Genomic DNA, 16,874 nt, shown 5'->3' with positions numbered 1-16,874 from the left:
TAGGGGGTCTACGGATGTGGCAAGTTGTCACGGCGAAATTTGTGCATAAATCGCAGGCAATAAAAAACGCCCAGCTCCGTGAGGAGTTGGGCGTTTTTGTGGAACGTAAAGCGAATTAACGCTTCGAGTACTGCGGACGCTTACGCGCTTTACGCAGACCGACTTTCTTACGTTCAACTTCACGAGCATCGCGAGTTACGAAGCCAGCTTTGCGCAGTGCGCCACGCAGGGTTTCGTCGTACTGCATCAGAGCGCGAGTGATACCGTGGCGGATTGCGCCAGCTTGACCACTTACACCGCCACCGATAACGGTGACGTAGATGTCGAACTTTTCAACAGTCTCGGTCAGTTCCAGCGGCTGACGAACTACCATGCGGGCAGTTTCGCGACCGAAGAAGTTGTCCAGAGTGCGGTTGTTGATCGAGATGTTACCAGTGCCCGGACGCAGGAAAACGCGTGCGGTTGCGGTTTTGCGACGGCCAGTGCCGTAATTTTGAGTCGCCGACATAATGAACTATTCCGTTAAAACTTCAGTTCTTGGGGCTGCTGAGCAGCATGAGGGTGTACAGCGCCCGCATAGACTTTCAGCTTGCGAAACATATCGCGACCCAGTGGGCCCTTCGGCAGCATGCCTTTGACCGCGATTTCGATCGGGGCTTCAGGCTTCTTGGAAATCAGGCCTTCAAAGTTCGAAGACTTGATACCGCCTGGGAAACCGGAGTGACGGTAGTACATTTTGTCTTGCGCTTTGTTGCCGGTAACACGTACCTGCTCAGCGTTGATGATCACGATGTAGTCACCGGTGTCAACGTGAGGGGTGTACTCAGGCTTGTGCTTGCCACGCAGACGGCTGGCGACTTCAGTGGCCAGACGACCCAGGGTCTGACCAGCGGCGTCGACGACAAACCAGTCGCGCTGAACTGTTTCCGGTTTTGCAGTAAAAGTTGTCATTCTTTAATAGCCTCAGGGGCCGCCCTGTAAATTAGACGGCGGATCTTACTGAATAGTGCGTACTTTGACAAGTCAAAGGCAGCCGGATACAGACGCTATCGGGGGCTCGGGTCGGCGCGTCCGTTCAACGGCAAGATTCTTCGGCAGGCGGCGCATCACTTCCACTGCAGAAAGAGGTGGGCAATTATGCAGATTGCGAAAAAAAATTCAACCTGCTTTTATGATTGTTTTCCCTGAAGGAGTACCCGATGGATTATCGACAGCTGGGCCGAACCGATCTGAACGTAAGCGCGATAGCCTTGGGCACCATGACCTGGGGTGAGCAGAACAGCGAGGCAGAGGCCTTCGCGCAGATCGAACGGGCCAAGGCCGCGGGGATCAACTTCCTCGACACGGCGGAAATGTACCCGGTGCCGCCCAAGGCCGATACCTATGCCACTACCGAGCGTTACATCGGTAATTACTTCAAAAGCCGCGGCGACCGTGCCGACTGGATCCTCGCCAGCAAGATCGCCGGCCCCGGCAACACCATCGACTACATCCGCGACGGCCACCTGCGCCACAACCGCAAGCACATCGTCGAAGCACTGGATGCCAGCCTCGAGCGCCTGCAAACCGACTGGATCGACCTCTACCAGTTGCACTGGCCGGAACGCAGCACCAACTTCTTCGGCCAACTGAGCTACAAGCACAAGGACGAAGACGACCTCACCCCGCTGGAAGAAACCCTCGAAGCGCTGGACGAGCAGGTAAAAGCCGGCAAGATCCGCCACATCGGCCTGTCCAACGAAACCCCGTGGGGCACCATGAAATTCCTCGCCCTGGCCGAAGCCCGTGGCTGGCCCCGCGCGGTGTCGATCCAGAACCCCTACAACCTGCTCAACCGCAGCTTTGAGGTGGGCCTGGCGGAAGTGGCGATTCGTGAACAGTGCGGCCTGCTGGCGTATTCGCCCCTGGCGTTCGGCATGCTCAGCGGCAAGTACGAGAACGGCGCACGCCCGGCCAAGGCACGCCTGACCGAATACAGCCGTTTCAGCCGCTATTTCAACCCGCAGTCCGAAGCGGCGTGCAGCCGCTATGTGGCGCTGGCGCGTGAACACGGCCTGGACCCGGCGCAGATGGCCTTGGCGTTTGTGACGCAACAGCCGTTTGTGACCAGCAACATCATTGGTGCGACGTCTTTGGAGCAACTGGATAGCAACATCGCCAGCGCTGACTTGAAGCTGTCGAAAGAGGTACTGGAAGGGATTGAAGCGATTCAGAAGGATCATCCGAATCCAGCGCCTTGATTGATCCCCAAAGCGTTATCGCAGGCAAGCCAGCTCCCACATTTGACTGTATTCACACATCAAAATGTGGGAGTGGGCTTGCCCCCGATGAGGCCCTGAGCACCACCGAAAGTCAAAGCGCTCGCGCAATAATCTCCTTCATGATTTCGTTGGTCCCCGCATAAATCCGCTGCACCCGCGCATCCGCCCAGGCCCGCGCGATCGGGTATTCCCACATAAAACCGTAACCGCCGTGCAGCTGCACACACTCGTCGAGCACCTTGCATTGCAGGTCCGTGGCCCAGTACTTGGCCATCGCGGCAGTAGGCACGTCGAGCTTGCCTTCCAGGTGCAACGCCATGCACTGGTCGACAAATACGCGACCGATCTGAATCTCCGTGGCCATCTCCGCCAGCTTGAACCGGGTGTTCTGGAAATCGGCAATCGCCTTGCCGAACGCCCTGCGCTCACGGGTGTATTCCAAGGTCCACTGCAGCGCCGCCTCCGCCGATGCGAGCGCACCAATCGCCACGGTCAAACGCTCCTGCGGCAACTCCTGCATCAAATAGGCGAAGCCCATGCCCGCCTGCCCCAGCAGGTTGCCCTTGGGCACACGCACGTCCTGGAAAAACAGCTCCGAGGTGTCCTGGGCCTTCATGCCCACCTTCTCCAGGCGCTTGCCCTTGTCGAAGCCCGGCGTGTCGGCTTCCACCAGAAACAGGCTGGTGCCCTTGGCGCCGGCCTTGGGATCGGTCTTGGCCACGACGATCACCAGCTCGGCGAGAAAGCCATTGGTGATGAAGGTTTTTGAGCCGTTGATCACGTACTCATCGCCGTCCAGCACCGCGGTGGTCTTCACGCCCTGCAAGTCGGAACCCGCCCCTGGCTCGGTCATGGCGATGGCCGTCACCATTTCACCGGAAATCAATTTGGGCAGGTACTTCTGCTTCAGCGCCTCGCTGCCGTAATGCAGGATGTACGGCGCGACGATGTCCGAATGCAGCGAGAAACCGATGCCTGTCAAACCCAGGCGACTGACCTCTTCGATCACCACCGCGCTGTAGAGAAAGTCGGCGCCCAGGCCGCCATACTCTTCCGGCAAGTGGGAGCAAAGCATCCCCGCCTCCCCCGCCTTGCTCCACAACGCACGGTCGATATAGCCCTGTTTCTCCCATTGCCCATGGAACGGCGCGGCGTGTTTTTCAAGGAAGGTGCGCACGCTCTCGCGAAAGAGTTCGTGCTCCGAGCTGAACAAGGTTCTGGGGATCATGGGTCACCTGCGTGGATTGTCGGACAAAGGCCAGACCACAGAGCCTATGCCGCGAAGCCGTCACGGGACACTGGACACATGCGACAAAAAATAAGACGATCCAGCCGTCTGGTGACCACTTTCCCCTATAAGAATAAATGAAATTATGTCTAACCAAATCTCCACGCCCTTGCGGCGCGTCAGCATTTTGGCCATTGATCGGGTATTCGCTTCCACCCTCATGCAAGCCAAGGATTTCTTCCATCTGGCCAGTCTGCGTTATGGCAAACAACAAGGCCTGGGCCTGACCCCGGCGTTTGAAACGCGTCTGGTCAGCCCCGACGGGCAATCGGTGCGCAGCTTCAGTGATGTGATCATGCCGGTGGACGGCGGCCTGGAAGACGCCGACATCATCGTGCTACCGGCCTTCTGGGACGACTTCGACGCGTTATGCACACGCTACCCGCAAGTGCTGCCCTGGCTGCGCCAGCAACACGCACGCGGCGCTGTACTCTGCGGCGAGGCCACCGGGGTGTTCTGGCTGGCCGAGGCCGGATTGCTCGATGGCAAGGAGGCGACCACCTACTGGCGTTTCTTCAATGCTTTCAGCGAACGCTTCCCCAAGGTGCAGCTCAACCAGGACAAGCACCTGACCGACGCCGACAACCTGTATTGCGCCGGCGGCACCACCTCGGCGTGCGACCTTTATATCTACCTGATCGAACGCTTCTGCGGCGCCAACATCGCCCAGGCCGTGGCCCGCGACATCCTCTACGAAGTGCAACGCAGCTACGCACCGGGGCGCATTGGTTTTGGTGGGCAGAAGCTGCACCAGGACGTGATCATCCTGCAGATCCAGCACTGGCTCGAAGAGCACTTTGCCGACAAGTTTCGCTTCGAAGACGTCGCCCGCGAACACGGCATGAGCATCCGCAACTTCATGCGCCGTTTCCAGACCGCCACCGGCGACAAGCCGCTGCACTACCTGCAACGCCTGCGCATCGAGACCGCCAAAGGCTTGCTCTCGGGCAGCCGCAAAAGCATCAAGACCATCAGCTATGAGGTGGGTTACGACGATGCGAGCTTCTTTGCGCGGCTGTTCCGCCAGCACACCGAGCTGTCGCCGAATCAATACCGGCAGCAGTTCCAGCAAGCCGCTTAAGCAGGGTCAAACACCGTAAAAAATGTGGGAGGGGGCTTGCCCCCGATAGCAGTCGGTCAGTCAGTACACCTGGCCTGACACACCGCTATCGGGGCAAGCCCCCTCCCACCATTTATGCGTGTCGCTGTTAGGGTTTGTGCCCGCGCGACAGGAACTCGTGGGACTGCATTTCCAGCAAGCGGCTCAGCGTGCGCTGGAATTCGAAGTTCAAGCGACCGCCGGTGTAGAGGTCCTTGAGTTCGACTTCCGCCGAGATGATCAGCTTGACGTTGCGGTCGTAGAACTCGTCCACCATGTTGATAAACCGGCGCGCAATGTCGTCAGTGGTGACGCTCATCTGTTCCACGCCGCTCAGGATCACCGCGTGGAAGATCTTGCCCAGTTCGATGTAGTCGTTCTGGCTGCGCGGGCCATCGCACAGCTGGCGGAACTCGAACCAGGCCACGTCATCGCAGGTGCGCAGCGCGATGATTTCGCGGTTCTCGATCATCAGCTTGTCGTTTTCGACCGCCTTGGTGCATTCCGGCGTGAGCGCGCGGAAGCTTTTTTTCAGGCTGTCCAGCGCGGCCTCGTTCAGCGGGTAGTGGTAAAGCTCCGCTTGCTCAAGGTGACGCAGGCGATAGTCGACGCCGCTGTCGACGTTGACGATCTCGGTGTTCTGCTTGATCAGCGCGATGGCCGGCAGGAAGCGCGCGCGTTGCAGGCCGTCCTTGTACAAGCCATCGGGCACGATGTTCGAGGTCGCAACCAGGGTCACGCCGTTCTTGAACAGCTCTTCCATCAGGGTGCCGAGGATCATGGCATCGGTGATGTCGGAGACGAAGAATTCGTCGAAACAAATCACCCGCGCCTCGTCGGAGAAACGCTTGGCAATGATGGTCAGCGGGTTTTTCTCGCCCGGCAGCGTCTTCATTTCTTCGTGCACGCGCTTCATGAAGCGGTGAAAGTGCGTACGCACCTTTTCCTTGAACGGCAGCGCTTCGAAGAAGGTGTCGACCAGGTAAGTCTTGCCGCGGCCCACGCCACCCCAGAAGTACAGGCCTTTGACCGGCGTATGGTCTTTCTTGCCAAACAGCTTGCTGAACATCCCTGGCTTGTTTTGCGAGGCCGCGACCAGGTCGTCGTACAGGCGCTGCAAATGACGCACCGCATTTTCCTGCGCGGCGTCATGGAAGAATTCAGGGCGCTTCAGATCAGCTTGATATCGTTCTAGGGGCGTCATAATTTCGTTAGCAAGGCAACAAAAACGGGCCGTCACTGTAACGACGGCCCTGGATAATGGCAATCAACCCTTGGTCGGGTTAATCCTCGGTTGGGGTCAACGCAACGCGCAGCGCGGCGATGGCGGCATCGCGCGACGTTTCGTCGGCGAACGCAGCACTGTCGGCAACCACCGCGCCATCGAGCCATACGCTGAAACTCAGGGCCTCAGTGCGTACATCCAGCGCGTCGCCGTTTTGCAGTTGCTTGGTCACCGCACCGGCCGCTTTGCCGTCGGCGAAATTGCGCGACAGCAGCAGTTGCTCGCCGTCGGCCGACAGCAGGCGGAAGCGGAAGCTGCCGTCGTCTTCGCGAAAGCTCACAAAGCGCGCAGCTTTGGCGGCTTTCTTCTTGGCTGCCACCGGCGCGGCGGCCTGATTGACGAACGAGCGCAGGCCCACCGCTTCACGCAGCTCAGCCAGGAACGGCGCCGCCACGGCGCGGGCTTTCTGGGCACCGATCAGCAACAGGTCTTCCATGTCCGAGGGGCGCGACATCAGTTGGTGATAACGCTCGCGCGCCTCCCCCAGTTGGCCGTCGAGCAGTTGGAACAGACGGCTCTTTGCCTCGCCCCAGCCCAGGCCTTGCAGCAGCTCGGCACGGAATTCTTCTTCCTGGGCCTTGGTTGCAAACGCCTGGAACAGGGTGAACAGGTGGGAGTTGTCCGGGTCTTTGGCTTCGCCTGGGGCACGCGAGTCGGTGACGATCCGCGAGATCGCCTCCTTCATGTCCTTGGCGCTTGTGAACAACGGGATGGTGTTGTCGTAGCTCTTGGACATCTTGCGGCCATCCAGGCCCGGCAAGGTGGCGACGCTTTCTTCGATCAACGCCTCAGGCATGGTGAAGAATTCTTTACCGTTGCCAAACAGGTGGTTGAAACGCTGGCCAATGTCGCGGGCCATTTCCACGTGCTGGATCTGGTCGCGACCGACCGGCACCTTGTGCGCGTTGAACATCAGGATGTCCGCCGCCATCAGCACCGGGTAGCTGTACAAGCCCATGGTGATGCCCGCGTCCGGGTCTTCGCCGGTTTCCAGGTTTTTATCCACCGAGGCCTTGTAGGCGTGGGCGCGGTTGAGCAGGCCCTTGGCGGCAACACAGGTCAGCAGCCAGGTCAGTTCAGGAATTTCCGGGATGTCGGACTGGCGATAGAACGTCACCCGGTTCACATCCAGGCCACCGGCCAGCCAGGTCGCGGCAATTTCCATACGCGAGCGCTGGATGCGCTGCGGGTCATCGCATTTGATCAGGGCGTGGTAGTCGGCCAGGAAGTAGAAGGAGTCGGCATTCGCGTCCTGGCTGGCGAGGATCGCCGGGCGGATCGCACCGGCGTAGTTGCCCAGGTGCGGCGTGCCGGTGGTGGTGATGCCGGTGAGAATACGGGTACGAGTCGTCATGGGTAATCGCTTATCAGACTGCTATCAATTCGAGAGGCGCGGCAGCACCAGATCCTTGAGATCGGTGAGCTTGCCATGAAAAAAGTGCCCGCATTCTGCCACTTTCAGCAGCTCATGGGGGCGTTTCAAGGCAGCGGACCAATCGTAGACCACCTGCGGGTCGACCACTTCGTCGGTTTCCGGCTGGATCAAAGTCAATGGGCAGCCTTGGGGCAGCACGTCGGTATCACGCAGGCGCATCACGGCGGCGGCCACCATGAACAGGTGCGCGAGCTTTTCACCCTTGGCTTCCAGACGGCCGCCGAGGCTGGCGGCCACGTAACCACCAAAGGAAAACCCGAGCAGGGTGATCGGCAGGTCGGGGTGTTTTTCCCGCAGCCAGGTGGCGGCCGCTTCGGCATCGTCCACTTCGCCGGTGGCCATGTCGTGGGTACCGGCGCTGGCACCGACGCCACGGTAATTGAAACGTAAAGTAATCAAACCGGCATCGCGAGCGGTGCGTTGCAGGGTCGAGACAACTTTATTGAGCATGGTCCCGCCCTGCACCGGATTAGGGTGGCAGATCAGCGCCAGGCCACGTGGCTCGGGGTGATCCAGGTACAGGGCTTCCAATTGGCCAACCGGGCCATCGATCAAAACGGGGGTTTCACGCATGAGCAAGGAATGAACTCCGTGACCTCACAAAGGGTCGACTCGTCTAGCTAAAAGTCTGTGCATGGCATCATTGCGAGCTTAATCGCGGTATACAGCGCAGGTCCGAGCCGTTAACGTAAAGCAAAGCCGTTTATAGAGGAAGGACTCGTGGAACACTCGCTCTTAGTTTGGTTGTTGCCGACTCTCGCCTTGGTTGCCGGTGTCGCCATTGGATTCCTGGTTGCCCGCCTGCTGCCAAATGCCGCGCCTAACCGCACGCAGCGTCAGCTGGATGACATTCAGGAACGTTTTGACAGTTATCAGAACGAGGTTGTTACCCACTTCAACAGCACCGCGACCCTGGTCAAGAAGCTTACCCAGAGCTACCAGGACGTACAGGATCACCTCGCCGATGGCGCTAACCGCCTGGCCCTCGACGACATCACCCGCCAGCGTCTGCTGGCCGCGCTGCATTCCGATGCACCGCACGCGCCACGGGAGCGCCTGACGCCTCCGCGGGAAAACCAGGAGCCACCACGGGACTACGCGCCAAAAACGCCGGACGCCCCAGGCATGCTGGATGAGCATTACGGCTTGAAGAAGTAAGTCTTCTGCAAGCAACAAAAAGCCCGGCTGATCGATGATCAGCCGGGCTTTTTATTGGGCTTCACTTTCCATAACACTGGAGATCCACTGTGGGAGCAGGCTTGCCCGCGAACGCGTTGGGTCAGTCAGCACATCGCTAACTGACAGACCGTATTCGCGAGCAAGCCCGCCCCCACATTGACCGCATACGACCTTAAGCCGGTTGCTGCTCCTGCAACAACCCACCGTCAATCCGTACATGCCGCCCATGGAAGCGCTTGAGGCTGCTGCGATGGCCGACGCTGACGATGCTCAGTCCCGGCAGCTCGTCAATCAATGCTTGATACAACGTGGCCTCGTCTTCCTCATCCATCGCCGAGGTGGCTTCATCCATGTACAGCCATTGCGGCGCGAACAACAACGCGCGAGCAAAAGCCAGCCGCTGCTGCTCACCCGGCGAGAGCATGCGTTGCCAGTGATTGGCTTCGTCCAGGCGCGCAACCAGATGCGGCAGGCGGCACGTTTCCAGGACCTGTGCATAACGTTCGGCCGAGTACGCGCTGTCGTCTTGTGGATAACTCAACACAGCCTTCAGCGTGCCAATGGGCAAGTAAGGCTTTTGCGGCAGAAACAGGTAACGCGCAGCCGGCAGACGAATGCTGCCGTGGCCCGCTGGCCAGAGGTGGCCCATTGCGCGCAGCAGCGTACTCTTGCCGCTGCCTGAGCGCCCGCTGAGCATCACGCGCTGGCCCGGCTCTACGGTCATGTCGGCGTCGGTCAGCAAGTGACGACCGTCAGCCAAATCCATGCCCAGGTTTTTCACCACCAGGCGCTCGCCCTCGGGGTGCACATCGATGGCGGGCACACGCTGCTCGTTGTCACTCATGGCCTGATGGAAGCTGAGCAGACGATCACTGGTCGCGCGCCATGAAGCCAGCTCCGAATACGCGTTGATAAACCAGCTGAAGTTCTCTTGCACGTTGCCGAACGCCGAGTTGATTTGCATCAGCTCGCCCAGCTCGATCTTGCCGGTGAAGTAGCGTGGCGCGGCGACAATGAAGGGGAAGATGATCGCAATCTGGCTGTAGCCAGCGGTGAAAAAGGTCAGGCGCTTGGACACTTTCATGATGTCCCAGAAGTTGTGCCAGACCTTGCCAAAGCGTGCGCTCAGGCGCTGGTTTTCATTCGGCTCGCCGTTGTACAAGGCGATGCTCTCGGCGTTCTCACGCACACGCACCATGGAGAAACGCAGGTCTGCTTCAAAGCGTTGTTGTTGGTTGCTCAGGCCGATCAAACGGCGGCCGATCAGGTGGGTCAGCCAGCTACCGACGCCCGCGTACACCAATGCGCACCAGAACATATAACCGGGGATGGTGAAACCAAACACTTCGATACTGCCCGACACACCCCACAGGATGATCGAGAACGACACCAGGCTGACCACGTTACGCAGCAGGCCCAGGCCAAGGCTCAAGGTGCTGGAGGTGAAGTTGTTGAGGTCTTCGGAAATCCGCTGGTCCGGGTTATCGGTGTAACCGCCCTGCTCCAGCTGGTAGTAATTCTTGTGGGCAAGCCAACGTGCAAAATGCTTTTCGGTGAGCCAGGCACGCCAGCGGATCGTCAGCATCTGAGTCAGGTAGAGGCGGTAGACCGCGCCGAGAATCGCTACGGCGGCGATCCCGCCGAAATAGCCGATCAGCTGCCAGAAGGCGGCGGTGTCCTTCTTCTCCAGCGCGTTGTAAAAGTCTTTATACCAGTGGTTGATCCACACGGAGATCGCCACGCTGAACAGCGACAGGCCAATCACTGCAGCCAGCAACAACCAGGCCTTGCCCTTCTCTTCGCTGCGCCAATAGGGCGTGATCATCGCCCAGGTTCGGCGAAAGAAGTGCCCACGCACCGCATCGTTGACCGCGGAGTACTCAGCGTTCTGATTCATCGTTCAGGCTCGGTAGGAAAAAGTGACAGGCGTTTGAACCGATCATAGACGATCGGTTCAGGGCTCCGTGCAGCCTGAAGCAGATTGTTCAGACTTTGTTCAGCGCCGTACCGGACGCTTCTGCAGCTTGCGTTGCAGGGTACGCCGGTGCATGCCCAGGGCACGGGCGGTAGCGGAGATATTGCCTTCGTGTTCAGTCAACACGCGCTGAATATGCTCCCACTGCAGACGGTCCACCGACATCGGGTTTTCCGGCACCAGGGTGTCGAGGTCGGCATGCTCGGAGAGCAGCGCGGCCAGCACGTCGTCGGCGTCCGCCGGCTTGCACAAATAATTGCAGGCGCCGCGCTTGATGGCCTCGACGGCGGTGGCGATGCTCGAGTAACCGGTGAGGATCACCACGCGCATTTCGGGGTCGAGTTCCAGCAACTTGGGCAGCAGCACCAGGCCGGAGTCGCCGTCCATTTTCAGGTCGAGCGCGGCGTAGTCCGGCAAATCGGCCTGGGCGATGGTCAGGCCTTCTTCGGCCGAGCCTGCGGTGCTCACGCGAAAACCACGGCGGCTCATGGCGCGCGCCATCACGCGGGTAAAGGTGGCGTCGTCATCTACCAGCAGCAGGTGCGGCAGTTCTTCGCCTTCGACTTGGATCTCGTCACTCATCGATATCTCCTCGTGCGACACGGGGCAGGCGCAGCTCGGTGAGCGTGCCACCTTCCTCATGACTATAGAGCTTCACTGAGCCGCCCGCGCGGGTCACGCTGGCCTTGCTCAAAAACAGGCCGAGGCCGAAGCCTTTGCCCTTGGTGGTAAAGAAGGGTTTGCCGATCTGCTCGGCAATGGCCAGCGGCACGCCCGCGCCGTGGTCACGAATGCTGATGGTCACGTTTTCCGCGTCCCAGTCCAGCTGCACGCCCAACCCTTCAGGGCAGGCATCGGCGGCGTTGTTCAGCAGGTTGAGCAACGCCTGCGTCAGGTCTGGTGGTGGCGCCATGCGCGGCACGCTGCCCTGGCCCAGCAGGTTGAAACGGTAACTGGCTTCGGGGCGCATCAGGTGCCAGCGGTTCAGGGCTTCGTCGAGCCACTGGGTCACGTCCTGCATCTCCACCGCCAGGCGGCGATTGGCCTCGGCGGCGCGTACCAGTTGCTGCAAGGTCTGCTTGCACTGCTTGACCTGTTCCTGCAACACGCTCAGGTCATCTTGCAGCGCCGGGTCGTGATGGTCCTGGGTCATTTCCTTGAGCAGTACGCTCATGGTTGCCAGCGGTGTGCCCAGTTCATGGGCGGCGCCGGCGGCCTGGGTGGCGACGGCGAGCAACTGCTGGTCACGCAGGCCCTCTTCACGGCGAATGGCGCGCAATTCTTCCTGGCGGCGCAGCTCTTCGGCCATGCGCGCGGCGAAAAACGTGATAACCGCAGCAGACAGCGCAAAGCTCAGCCACATCCCGTAGATCTGCAGATTTTCCCGGGCGATAGGGAAGGTCTTCAGGGGGTAAAACTGCGCCAGCAGCAAGGTGTACAGCGTCAGCGCGATGCCCGACAGCACCACCGAATAGCGCCATGGCAACGTCACGGCGGCAATGGTCAGCGGCACCAGGTAATAAGACACGAACGGGTTGGTGGAACCACCGGAGAAATAAAGCAACACACTGTGGATAAACAGGTCGCAGGCCAATTGCAGCGCGTATTCCAGCTCGGTCACCGGCCACGTGGTGCGCAGCCGAATGGCGGTGAACACACACAGCACGATGGAAAAGCCGAGGGTCACGGCCAGCTGCAGCCACGGCAGCGGCAGCAGGTCGAACCAATACGCGAGCCCGACGGAGCCGGCCTGTGCGGCCAGTACCAAGGTACGAATGAACGTCAGGCGCCAGAGGTTCTGGCGGGTGGCGGAAGTCAGTTTTACGGCGGCGAGCATGAGCTCTCCCGGTGAGCGCTGCAGGCGGATCGGCAGGAGTATAAACGAAGCAGACCCGCTGGCACGGCGCGTGTGGCTCTTTGACGCAGGCCGGGCAGATGACCGTTCGTCGGCACCGCGCCACTTGTAGCGAATGTGTAAACCCGAAGAACCCGATAGCACCGTCTACAGTCTTACCGAACACGGTTATACCAACACGACCATCCCAAGGAGCTTCCATGTCTCGTTTCACTCGCAGTGCAGCTGTCCTCACTCTCAGCGCCAGCGCCCTGGCCAGCCTGCCGGCCATGGCCGCCGATGAACTGCATTACAACCAGATCTCCCTGCGTGCCGAAGTCAGCCAGGAAGTGGCTCGCGACAAGATGATCGTCACCCTTTATACCGAGTCACAAAACACCGACCCGGCCAAGCTCGCCGCCGAAATCACCACCACCCTGAACAAGGCCCTGGGCGAAGCGCGCGAAGTCAAAGGCGTGACCCTGCGCCAGGGCAGCCGTAACAGCTACCCGATCTACGACAACAAGAACCAGAAGATCACCGGCTGGCGCGAGCGTGCCGAACTGCGCCTGGAAAGCGCGGATTTCCCGGCGCTGTCCAAGCTCACCGGCGATCTGCTGAACACCCTGAAAATGGAAAACATGGACTTCGCCATCGCCGACGCCACGCGCAAATCCAGCGAAGATGCCCTGCTTAAAGACGCGGTCGCCGCTTTCAAGGCGCGCGCGCAGCTGGCCACCGATGCGCTGGGCGGCAAGGGCTACAAGATCGTCAACCTGAACTTCAACACCAATGGCTACCCGATGCCTTACGCGCGCGGCGCCGGCATGATGATGAAAGCGGCGATGGCGGATTCGGCACCGACGCCTGAAGTAGAAGCGGGTACCAGCCAGGTCAACATGAGCGCCGACGGCGTGATCGAAGTACAGATGCAGTGACCTCTACCTGACAAACCTGAACGGCGGTAACCTCGGTTGCCGCCGTTTTTGTTTGGGCGGCTGTATAGGCCTGCCACTTCAGGAGTTTCCATGGAAAGAACCGCTTTCAAACCGCTACTCCTGGCTGCAAGCCTGCTGGCGTTCATGCCGATGGCCCAGGCGGCCAGCACCCTGGTCTACTGCTCCGAAGCCAGCCCTGCCGGCTTCGACCCCAGTCAGTACACCAGCGGCACCGATTTTGATGCCTCCGCCGAAACCGTGTTCAACCGCTTGACCCAGTTCAAGCGTGGCGGCACCGAAGTCGAACCCGGCCTGGCCACGAGCTGGGAGGTATCCAATGACGGCCTGAGCTACACCTTCCATCTGCGCGATGGCGTCAAGTTCCACACCACCGACTACTTCACCCCTACCCGCAACTTCAACGCGGATGACGTGCTGTTTACCTTCAACCGCCTGCTGGATGCCGACAGCCCATTTCGCAAGGCTTACCCGTCCGAGTCGCCGTACTTCACCGACATGGGGTTGAACACCACGATCAAAAACGTCGAAAAACTCGACGATCACACCGTGCGTTTCAACCTGAACAATGTCGATGCCTCGTTCGTGCAAAACCTGGCCATGAGTTTTGCCTCGGTGCAATCGGCCGAATACGCCGCCCAGCTGTTGAAAGAGGGCAAGGCTGAAGACATTAACCAGAAACCCGTCGGCACCGGGCCGTTTGTGTTCAAGCGCTACCAGAAAGACTCGCAGATCCGTTACGTCGCCAATAAACAGTATTGGAAACCCGAGGATGTGAAGCTCGACAACCTGGTGTTTGCCATCACTCCGGACGCCGCTTCGCGCTTGCAGAAGCTCAAGGCCGGCGAATGCCAGGTCAGCGGTTACCCACGCCCGGCCGATATCGAGGTGATGAAACAGGACCCAAACCTGCGCGTGCTGCAACAGGCCGGTTTCAACCTGGGCTTTCTTGCTTACAACGTGACTCACCCGCCGCTCGACCAACTCAAAGTGCGTCAGGCCCTGGATATGGCCATCGACAAGCCGGCAATCATCAAGGCTGTGTACCAGAGCGCCGGGCAATTGGCGCAGAACGCATTGCCACCTGCCCAGTGGTCTTATGACCCCACCATCAAGGACGCGCCCTACGACCCGACCAAGGCGCGGGCGCTACTAAAAGAAGCAGGGGTTGCACCAGGTACCACCATCAATCTTTGGGCGATGACCGTGCAGCGCGCCTCCAATCCCAACGCGCGAATGTCGGCGCAGATGATTCAGCAGGATTGGGAAAAGGTGGGTATCAAAGCCAACATAGTCAGCTACGAATGGGGCGAATACATCAAACGCGCCAAAAATGGCGAACATGACGCGATGATTTACGGCTGGACCGGCGACAACGGCGACCCGGATAACTGGCTCGGCGTGCTCTACAGTTGTGCCGCGGTCAAAGGCAGCAACTACGCCAAATGGTGTAACCCGGCCTACGACAAGCTGGTGCAGCAAGCCAAAGTCAGCAATGACCGCGACCAGCGCATCAAGTGGTATCAGCAGGCACAAAAAATCCTTAAGGAACAAGTACCTATAACGCCTATCGCAAACTCGACGGTTTTCCAGCCTATTCGAAAAGAAGTGCAGGACTTCAAGATCAGTCCTTTTGGCCTGACGCCGTTTTATGGTGTCAGTCTAGATAAGTAACAGCCGCGCCCCAACCGAGTGCGCCAGACGCCTCGGTTGGGCTTTTTTGGTGCGTCAAATGCACCGAAAAAACCCTCTATATATATGCATTTATGTACAAACTTTCATAAATGCGACATTCCTGTACGTTCGTACCACTGTTTGGCCTCCACGACGGTTCAGCATCTTGCAATGGGTATGGCCCCTGCATAAGTATCCGCAGGCCGACTCACGAGGTCGCCCTCAACACCAAAAATGACAACAAATCATGAGGCCAACATGCTTAAACACGCAGTCCTTCCGCTTTTAGTTAGCGCTGGCCTTATGGCCGCAGCCCCTTTCGCCCAAGCGGCGACTAACCTGGTGTTCTGCTCCGAAGGGAGCCCGGCCGGTTTTGACCCAGGCCAGTACACCACCGGAACAGACTTCGATGCCTCGGCCGAAACCGTGTTCAACCGCCTGAGCCAATTTGAACGTGGCGGCACCGCCGTTGTTCCAGGCCTGGCCACCAGTTGGGACGTTTCCCCGGATGGCCTGACGTATACCTTCCACCTTCGCGAAGGCGTCAAGTTCCACACCACCCCGTATTTCAAGCCGACTCGTGAATTCAATGCCGATGACGTGCTGTTCACGTTCAATCGCATGATCAACAAGGACGATCCGTTCCGCAAAGCCTATCCAACCGAGTTCCCGTACTTCTCGGACATGGAGATGGACAAGAACATCAAGAACATCGAAAAAGTTGATGACCATACCGTCAAGTTCACCCTTGGCACCGTGGACGCGGCTTTCATCCAGAACCTGGCAATGAGTTTCGCGTCGATCCAGTCGGCCGAATACGCTGCCCAGCTGTTGAAGGAAGGCAAAGCCAGCGACATCAACCAGAAGCCAATCGGCACCGGGCCGTTCGTCTTCAAGAGCTACCAGAAAGACTCCAACATCCGCTTTACCGGCAACAAGGACTACTGGAAGCCTGAAGACGTCAAGGTTGATAACCTGATCTTCTCGATCTCCACTGACGCCTCGGTACGCATTCAAAAACTCAAGAAGAACGAGTGCCAGATCACGGCCTATCCTCGCCCAGCGGACATCAAGCCACTGGAAGCGGACAAGGACATGAAGATGCCGCACCAGGCGGGCTTCAACCTGGGTTATATCGCTTACAACGTCATGCCTGTGCTTAAGGGCCAGACCACGCCAAACCCATTGGCAGACCTGCGGGTTCGCCAGGCGCTGGACATGTCGGTCAACAAGCAGCAGATCATCGACTCCGTGTATCAGGGCGCAGGCCAACTGGCCGTCAACGCCATGCCGCCGACCCAATGGTCGTATGACACCACCATCAAAGACGCCAAGTACGACCCGGCCAAAGCCAAGGAACTGCTCAAGGAAGCCGGTATCAAGGAAGGCACCGAGATCACCTTGTGGGCCATGCCGGTTCAGCGTCCGTACAACCCGAACGCCAAGCTGATGGCTGAGATGCTGCAGAGCGACTGGAAACAGATCGGCCTGAAGGTCAACATCGTCAGCTACGAATGGGGCGAGTACATCAAGCGCTCCAAAGGCGGCGAGAACCAGGCGATGATCATCGGCTGGAGCGGTGACAATGGTGACCCGGACAACTGGTTGGGTACCCTCTTTGCCTCCTCGGCCTTGAACGGTAACAACTTCTCCAAGTTCACCAACAAGCAGTACGACGACCTGATCAGTCAGGCCAAGTCGACCACTGATGTGGCCAAGCGCACCGAACTGTACAAGCAGGCGCAACAACTCCTGAAACATGAATTGCCTTACACACCTATCGCGCACTCGACGGTGTATCAACCCATGCGCAACACCGTGCAGGACTTCAAGATCAGCCCGTTTGGCTTGAACTCTTTCTACGGCGTAAGCGTAAGCGGCAAGTAAG

The 16,874-nt window shown here is 59.1% G+C and carries 15 protein-coding genes; 6 read left to right on the top strand and 9 right to left on the bottom strand.

The features are described 5' to 3' along the window. Positions 1-115: 115 nt before the first annotated feature. The gene (gene rpsI / locus AB5I78_RS04840; RefSeq protein WP_003171743.1) at positions 116-508 is read right to left on the bottom strand and encodes a 30S ribosomal protein S9; all 393 of its coding nucleotides are present in this window, start codon (positions 506-508) and stop codon (positions 116-118) included. 14 nt (positions 509-522) lie between these two features. Then, positions 523-951, bottom strand: a complete 429-nt coding sequence (rplM, locus tag AB5I78_RS04835; protein WP_003171742.1) for a 50S ribosomal protein L13 — start codon at positions 949-951, stop codon at positions 523-525. 248 nt (positions 952-1,199) lie between these two features. Here rplM and AB5I78_RS04830 point away from each other — a divergent pair, with 248 nt between their 5' ends. Then, positions 1,200-2,240, top strand: coding sequence for an NADP(H)-dependent aldo-keto reductase (locus AB5I78_RS04830; protein WP_369302588.1), 1,041 nt, complete (start codon positions 1,200-1,202; stop codon positions 2,238-2,240). A gap of 112 nt (positions 2,241-2,352) precedes the next feature. On the opposite strand, the gene AB5I78_RS04825 is transcribed toward AB5I78_RS04830, so the two are convergent. Beyond that, entirely contained in the window at positions 2,353-3,489 is a 1,137-nt protein-coding gene (locus tag AB5I78_RS04825; RefSeq protein WP_369302587.1) for an acyl-CoA dehydrogenase family protein, read from the bottom strand. Positions 3,490-3,733: 244 nt separating this feature from the next. Between AB5I78_RS04825 and AB5I78_RS04820 the strand changes: the two genes are divergently transcribed. Continuing rightward, complete coding sequence (locus AB5I78_RS04820; RefSeq protein WP_369302610.1) at positions 3,734-4,630, top strand: GlxA family transcriptional regulator; 897 nt, start codon at positions 3,734-3,736, stop codon at positions 4,628-4,630. A gap of 127 nt (positions 4,631-4,757) precedes the next feature. Here AB5I78_RS04820 and zapE read toward each other — a convergent pair whose 3' ends face one another. From zapE to AB5I78_RS04805, 3 genes are all read right to left on the bottom strand, one after another. After that, on the bottom strand, positions 4,758-5,852 hold the full coding sequence (gene zapE / locus AB5I78_RS04815) for a cell division protein ZapE (protein ID WP_145165227.1): 1,095 nt from the start codon (positions 5,850-5,852) through the stop codon (positions 4,758-4,760). Positions 5,853-5,931: 79 nt separating this feature from the next. Next, on the bottom strand, positions 5,932-7,287 hold the full coding sequence (locus AB5I78_RS04810) for a tryptophan--tRNA ligase (RefSeq protein ID WP_262210131.1): 1,356 nt from the start codon (positions 7,285-7,287) through the stop codon (positions 5,932-5,934). Positions 7,288-7,311: 24 nt separating this feature from the next. Then, positions 7,312-7,941 (bottom strand): alpha/beta hydrolase, encoded by a 630-nt coding sequence (locus AB5I78_RS04805; protein ID WP_065900651.1) that lies wholly within the window; start codon positions 7,939-7,941, stop codon positions 7,312-7,314. Positions 7,942-8,088: 147 nt separating this feature from the next. Here AB5I78_RS04805 and AB5I78_RS04800 point away from each other — a divergent pair, with 147 nt between their 5' ends. Further along, entirely contained in the window at positions 8,089-8,526 is a 438-nt protein-coding gene (locus AB5I78_RS04800) for a YhcB family protein (protein WP_145165233.1), read from the top strand. A gap of 193 nt (positions 8,527-8,719) precedes the next feature. Here AB5I78_RS04800 and AB5I78_RS04795 read toward each other — a convergent pair whose 3' ends face one another. The 3 genes from AB5I78_RS04795 to AB5I78_RS04785 all read right to left on the bottom strand — a co-directional run bounded on the left by AB5I78_RS04795 (position 8,720) and on the right by AB5I78_RS04785 (position 12,359). Continuing rightward, the gene (locus AB5I78_RS04795) at positions 8,720-10,444 is read right to left on the bottom strand and encodes an ABC transporter ATP-binding protein/permease (RefSeq protein ID WP_369302586.1); all 1,725 of its coding nucleotides are present in this window, start codon (positions 10,442-10,444) and stop codon (positions 8,720-8,722) included. Positions 10,445-10,543: 99 nt separating this feature from the next. Then, on the bottom strand, positions 10,544-11,104 hold the full coding sequence (locus AB5I78_RS04790; protein WP_003171731.1) for a response regulator transcription factor: 561 nt from the start codon (positions 11,102-11,104) through the stop codon (positions 10,544-10,546). Further along, positions 11,097-12,359, bottom strand: coding sequence for an ATP-binding protein (locus tag AB5I78_RS04785; RefSeq protein WP_106578640.1), 1,263 nt, complete (start codon positions 12,357-12,359; stop codon positions 11,097-11,099). The genes AB5I78_RS04790 and AB5I78_RS04785 overlap by 8 nt, the downstream gene beginning before the upstream one ends. Positions 12,360-12,577: 218 nt before the next feature. On the opposite strand from AB5I78_RS04785, the gene AB5I78_RS04780 reads away from it, so the two are divergent. The 3 genes from AB5I78_RS04780 (at position 12,578) to AB5I78_RS04770 (ending at position 16,873) form a co-directional block, all read left to right on the top strand. Beyond that, entirely contained in the window at positions 12,578-13,294 is a 717-nt protein-coding gene (locus AB5I78_RS04780) for an SIMPL domain-containing protein (protein ID WP_145165237.1), read from the top strand. 90 nt (positions 13,295-13,384) lie between these two features. Then, entirely contained in the window at positions 13,385-14,986 is a 1,602-nt protein-coding gene (locus tag AB5I78_RS04775) for an ABC transporter substrate-binding protein (protein ID WP_369302585.1), read from the top strand. Positions 14,987-15,244: 258 nt separating this feature from the next. Beyond that, positions 15,245-16,873 carry an ABC transporter substrate-binding protein gene (locus tag AB5I78_RS04770; protein WP_106578637.1) on the top strand — a complete coding sequence of 543 codons (1,629 nt, stop codon included), beginning with the start codon at positions 15,245-15,247 and terminating at the stop codon, positions 16,871-16,873. The last annotated feature ends 1 nt before the right edge of the window (position 16,874 follow it).

Source organism: Pseudomonas sp. N2-3-1-14 (assembly GCF_041228395.1).
In the GTDB taxonomy this organism is placed as follows: domain Bacteria; phylum Pseudomonadota; class Gammaproteobacteria; order Pseudomonadales; family Pseudomonadaceae; genus Aquipseudomonas.
Note: the sequence above shows the minus strand (reverse complement) of the source record. Positions and strands in the feature narration are given on the sequence as shown.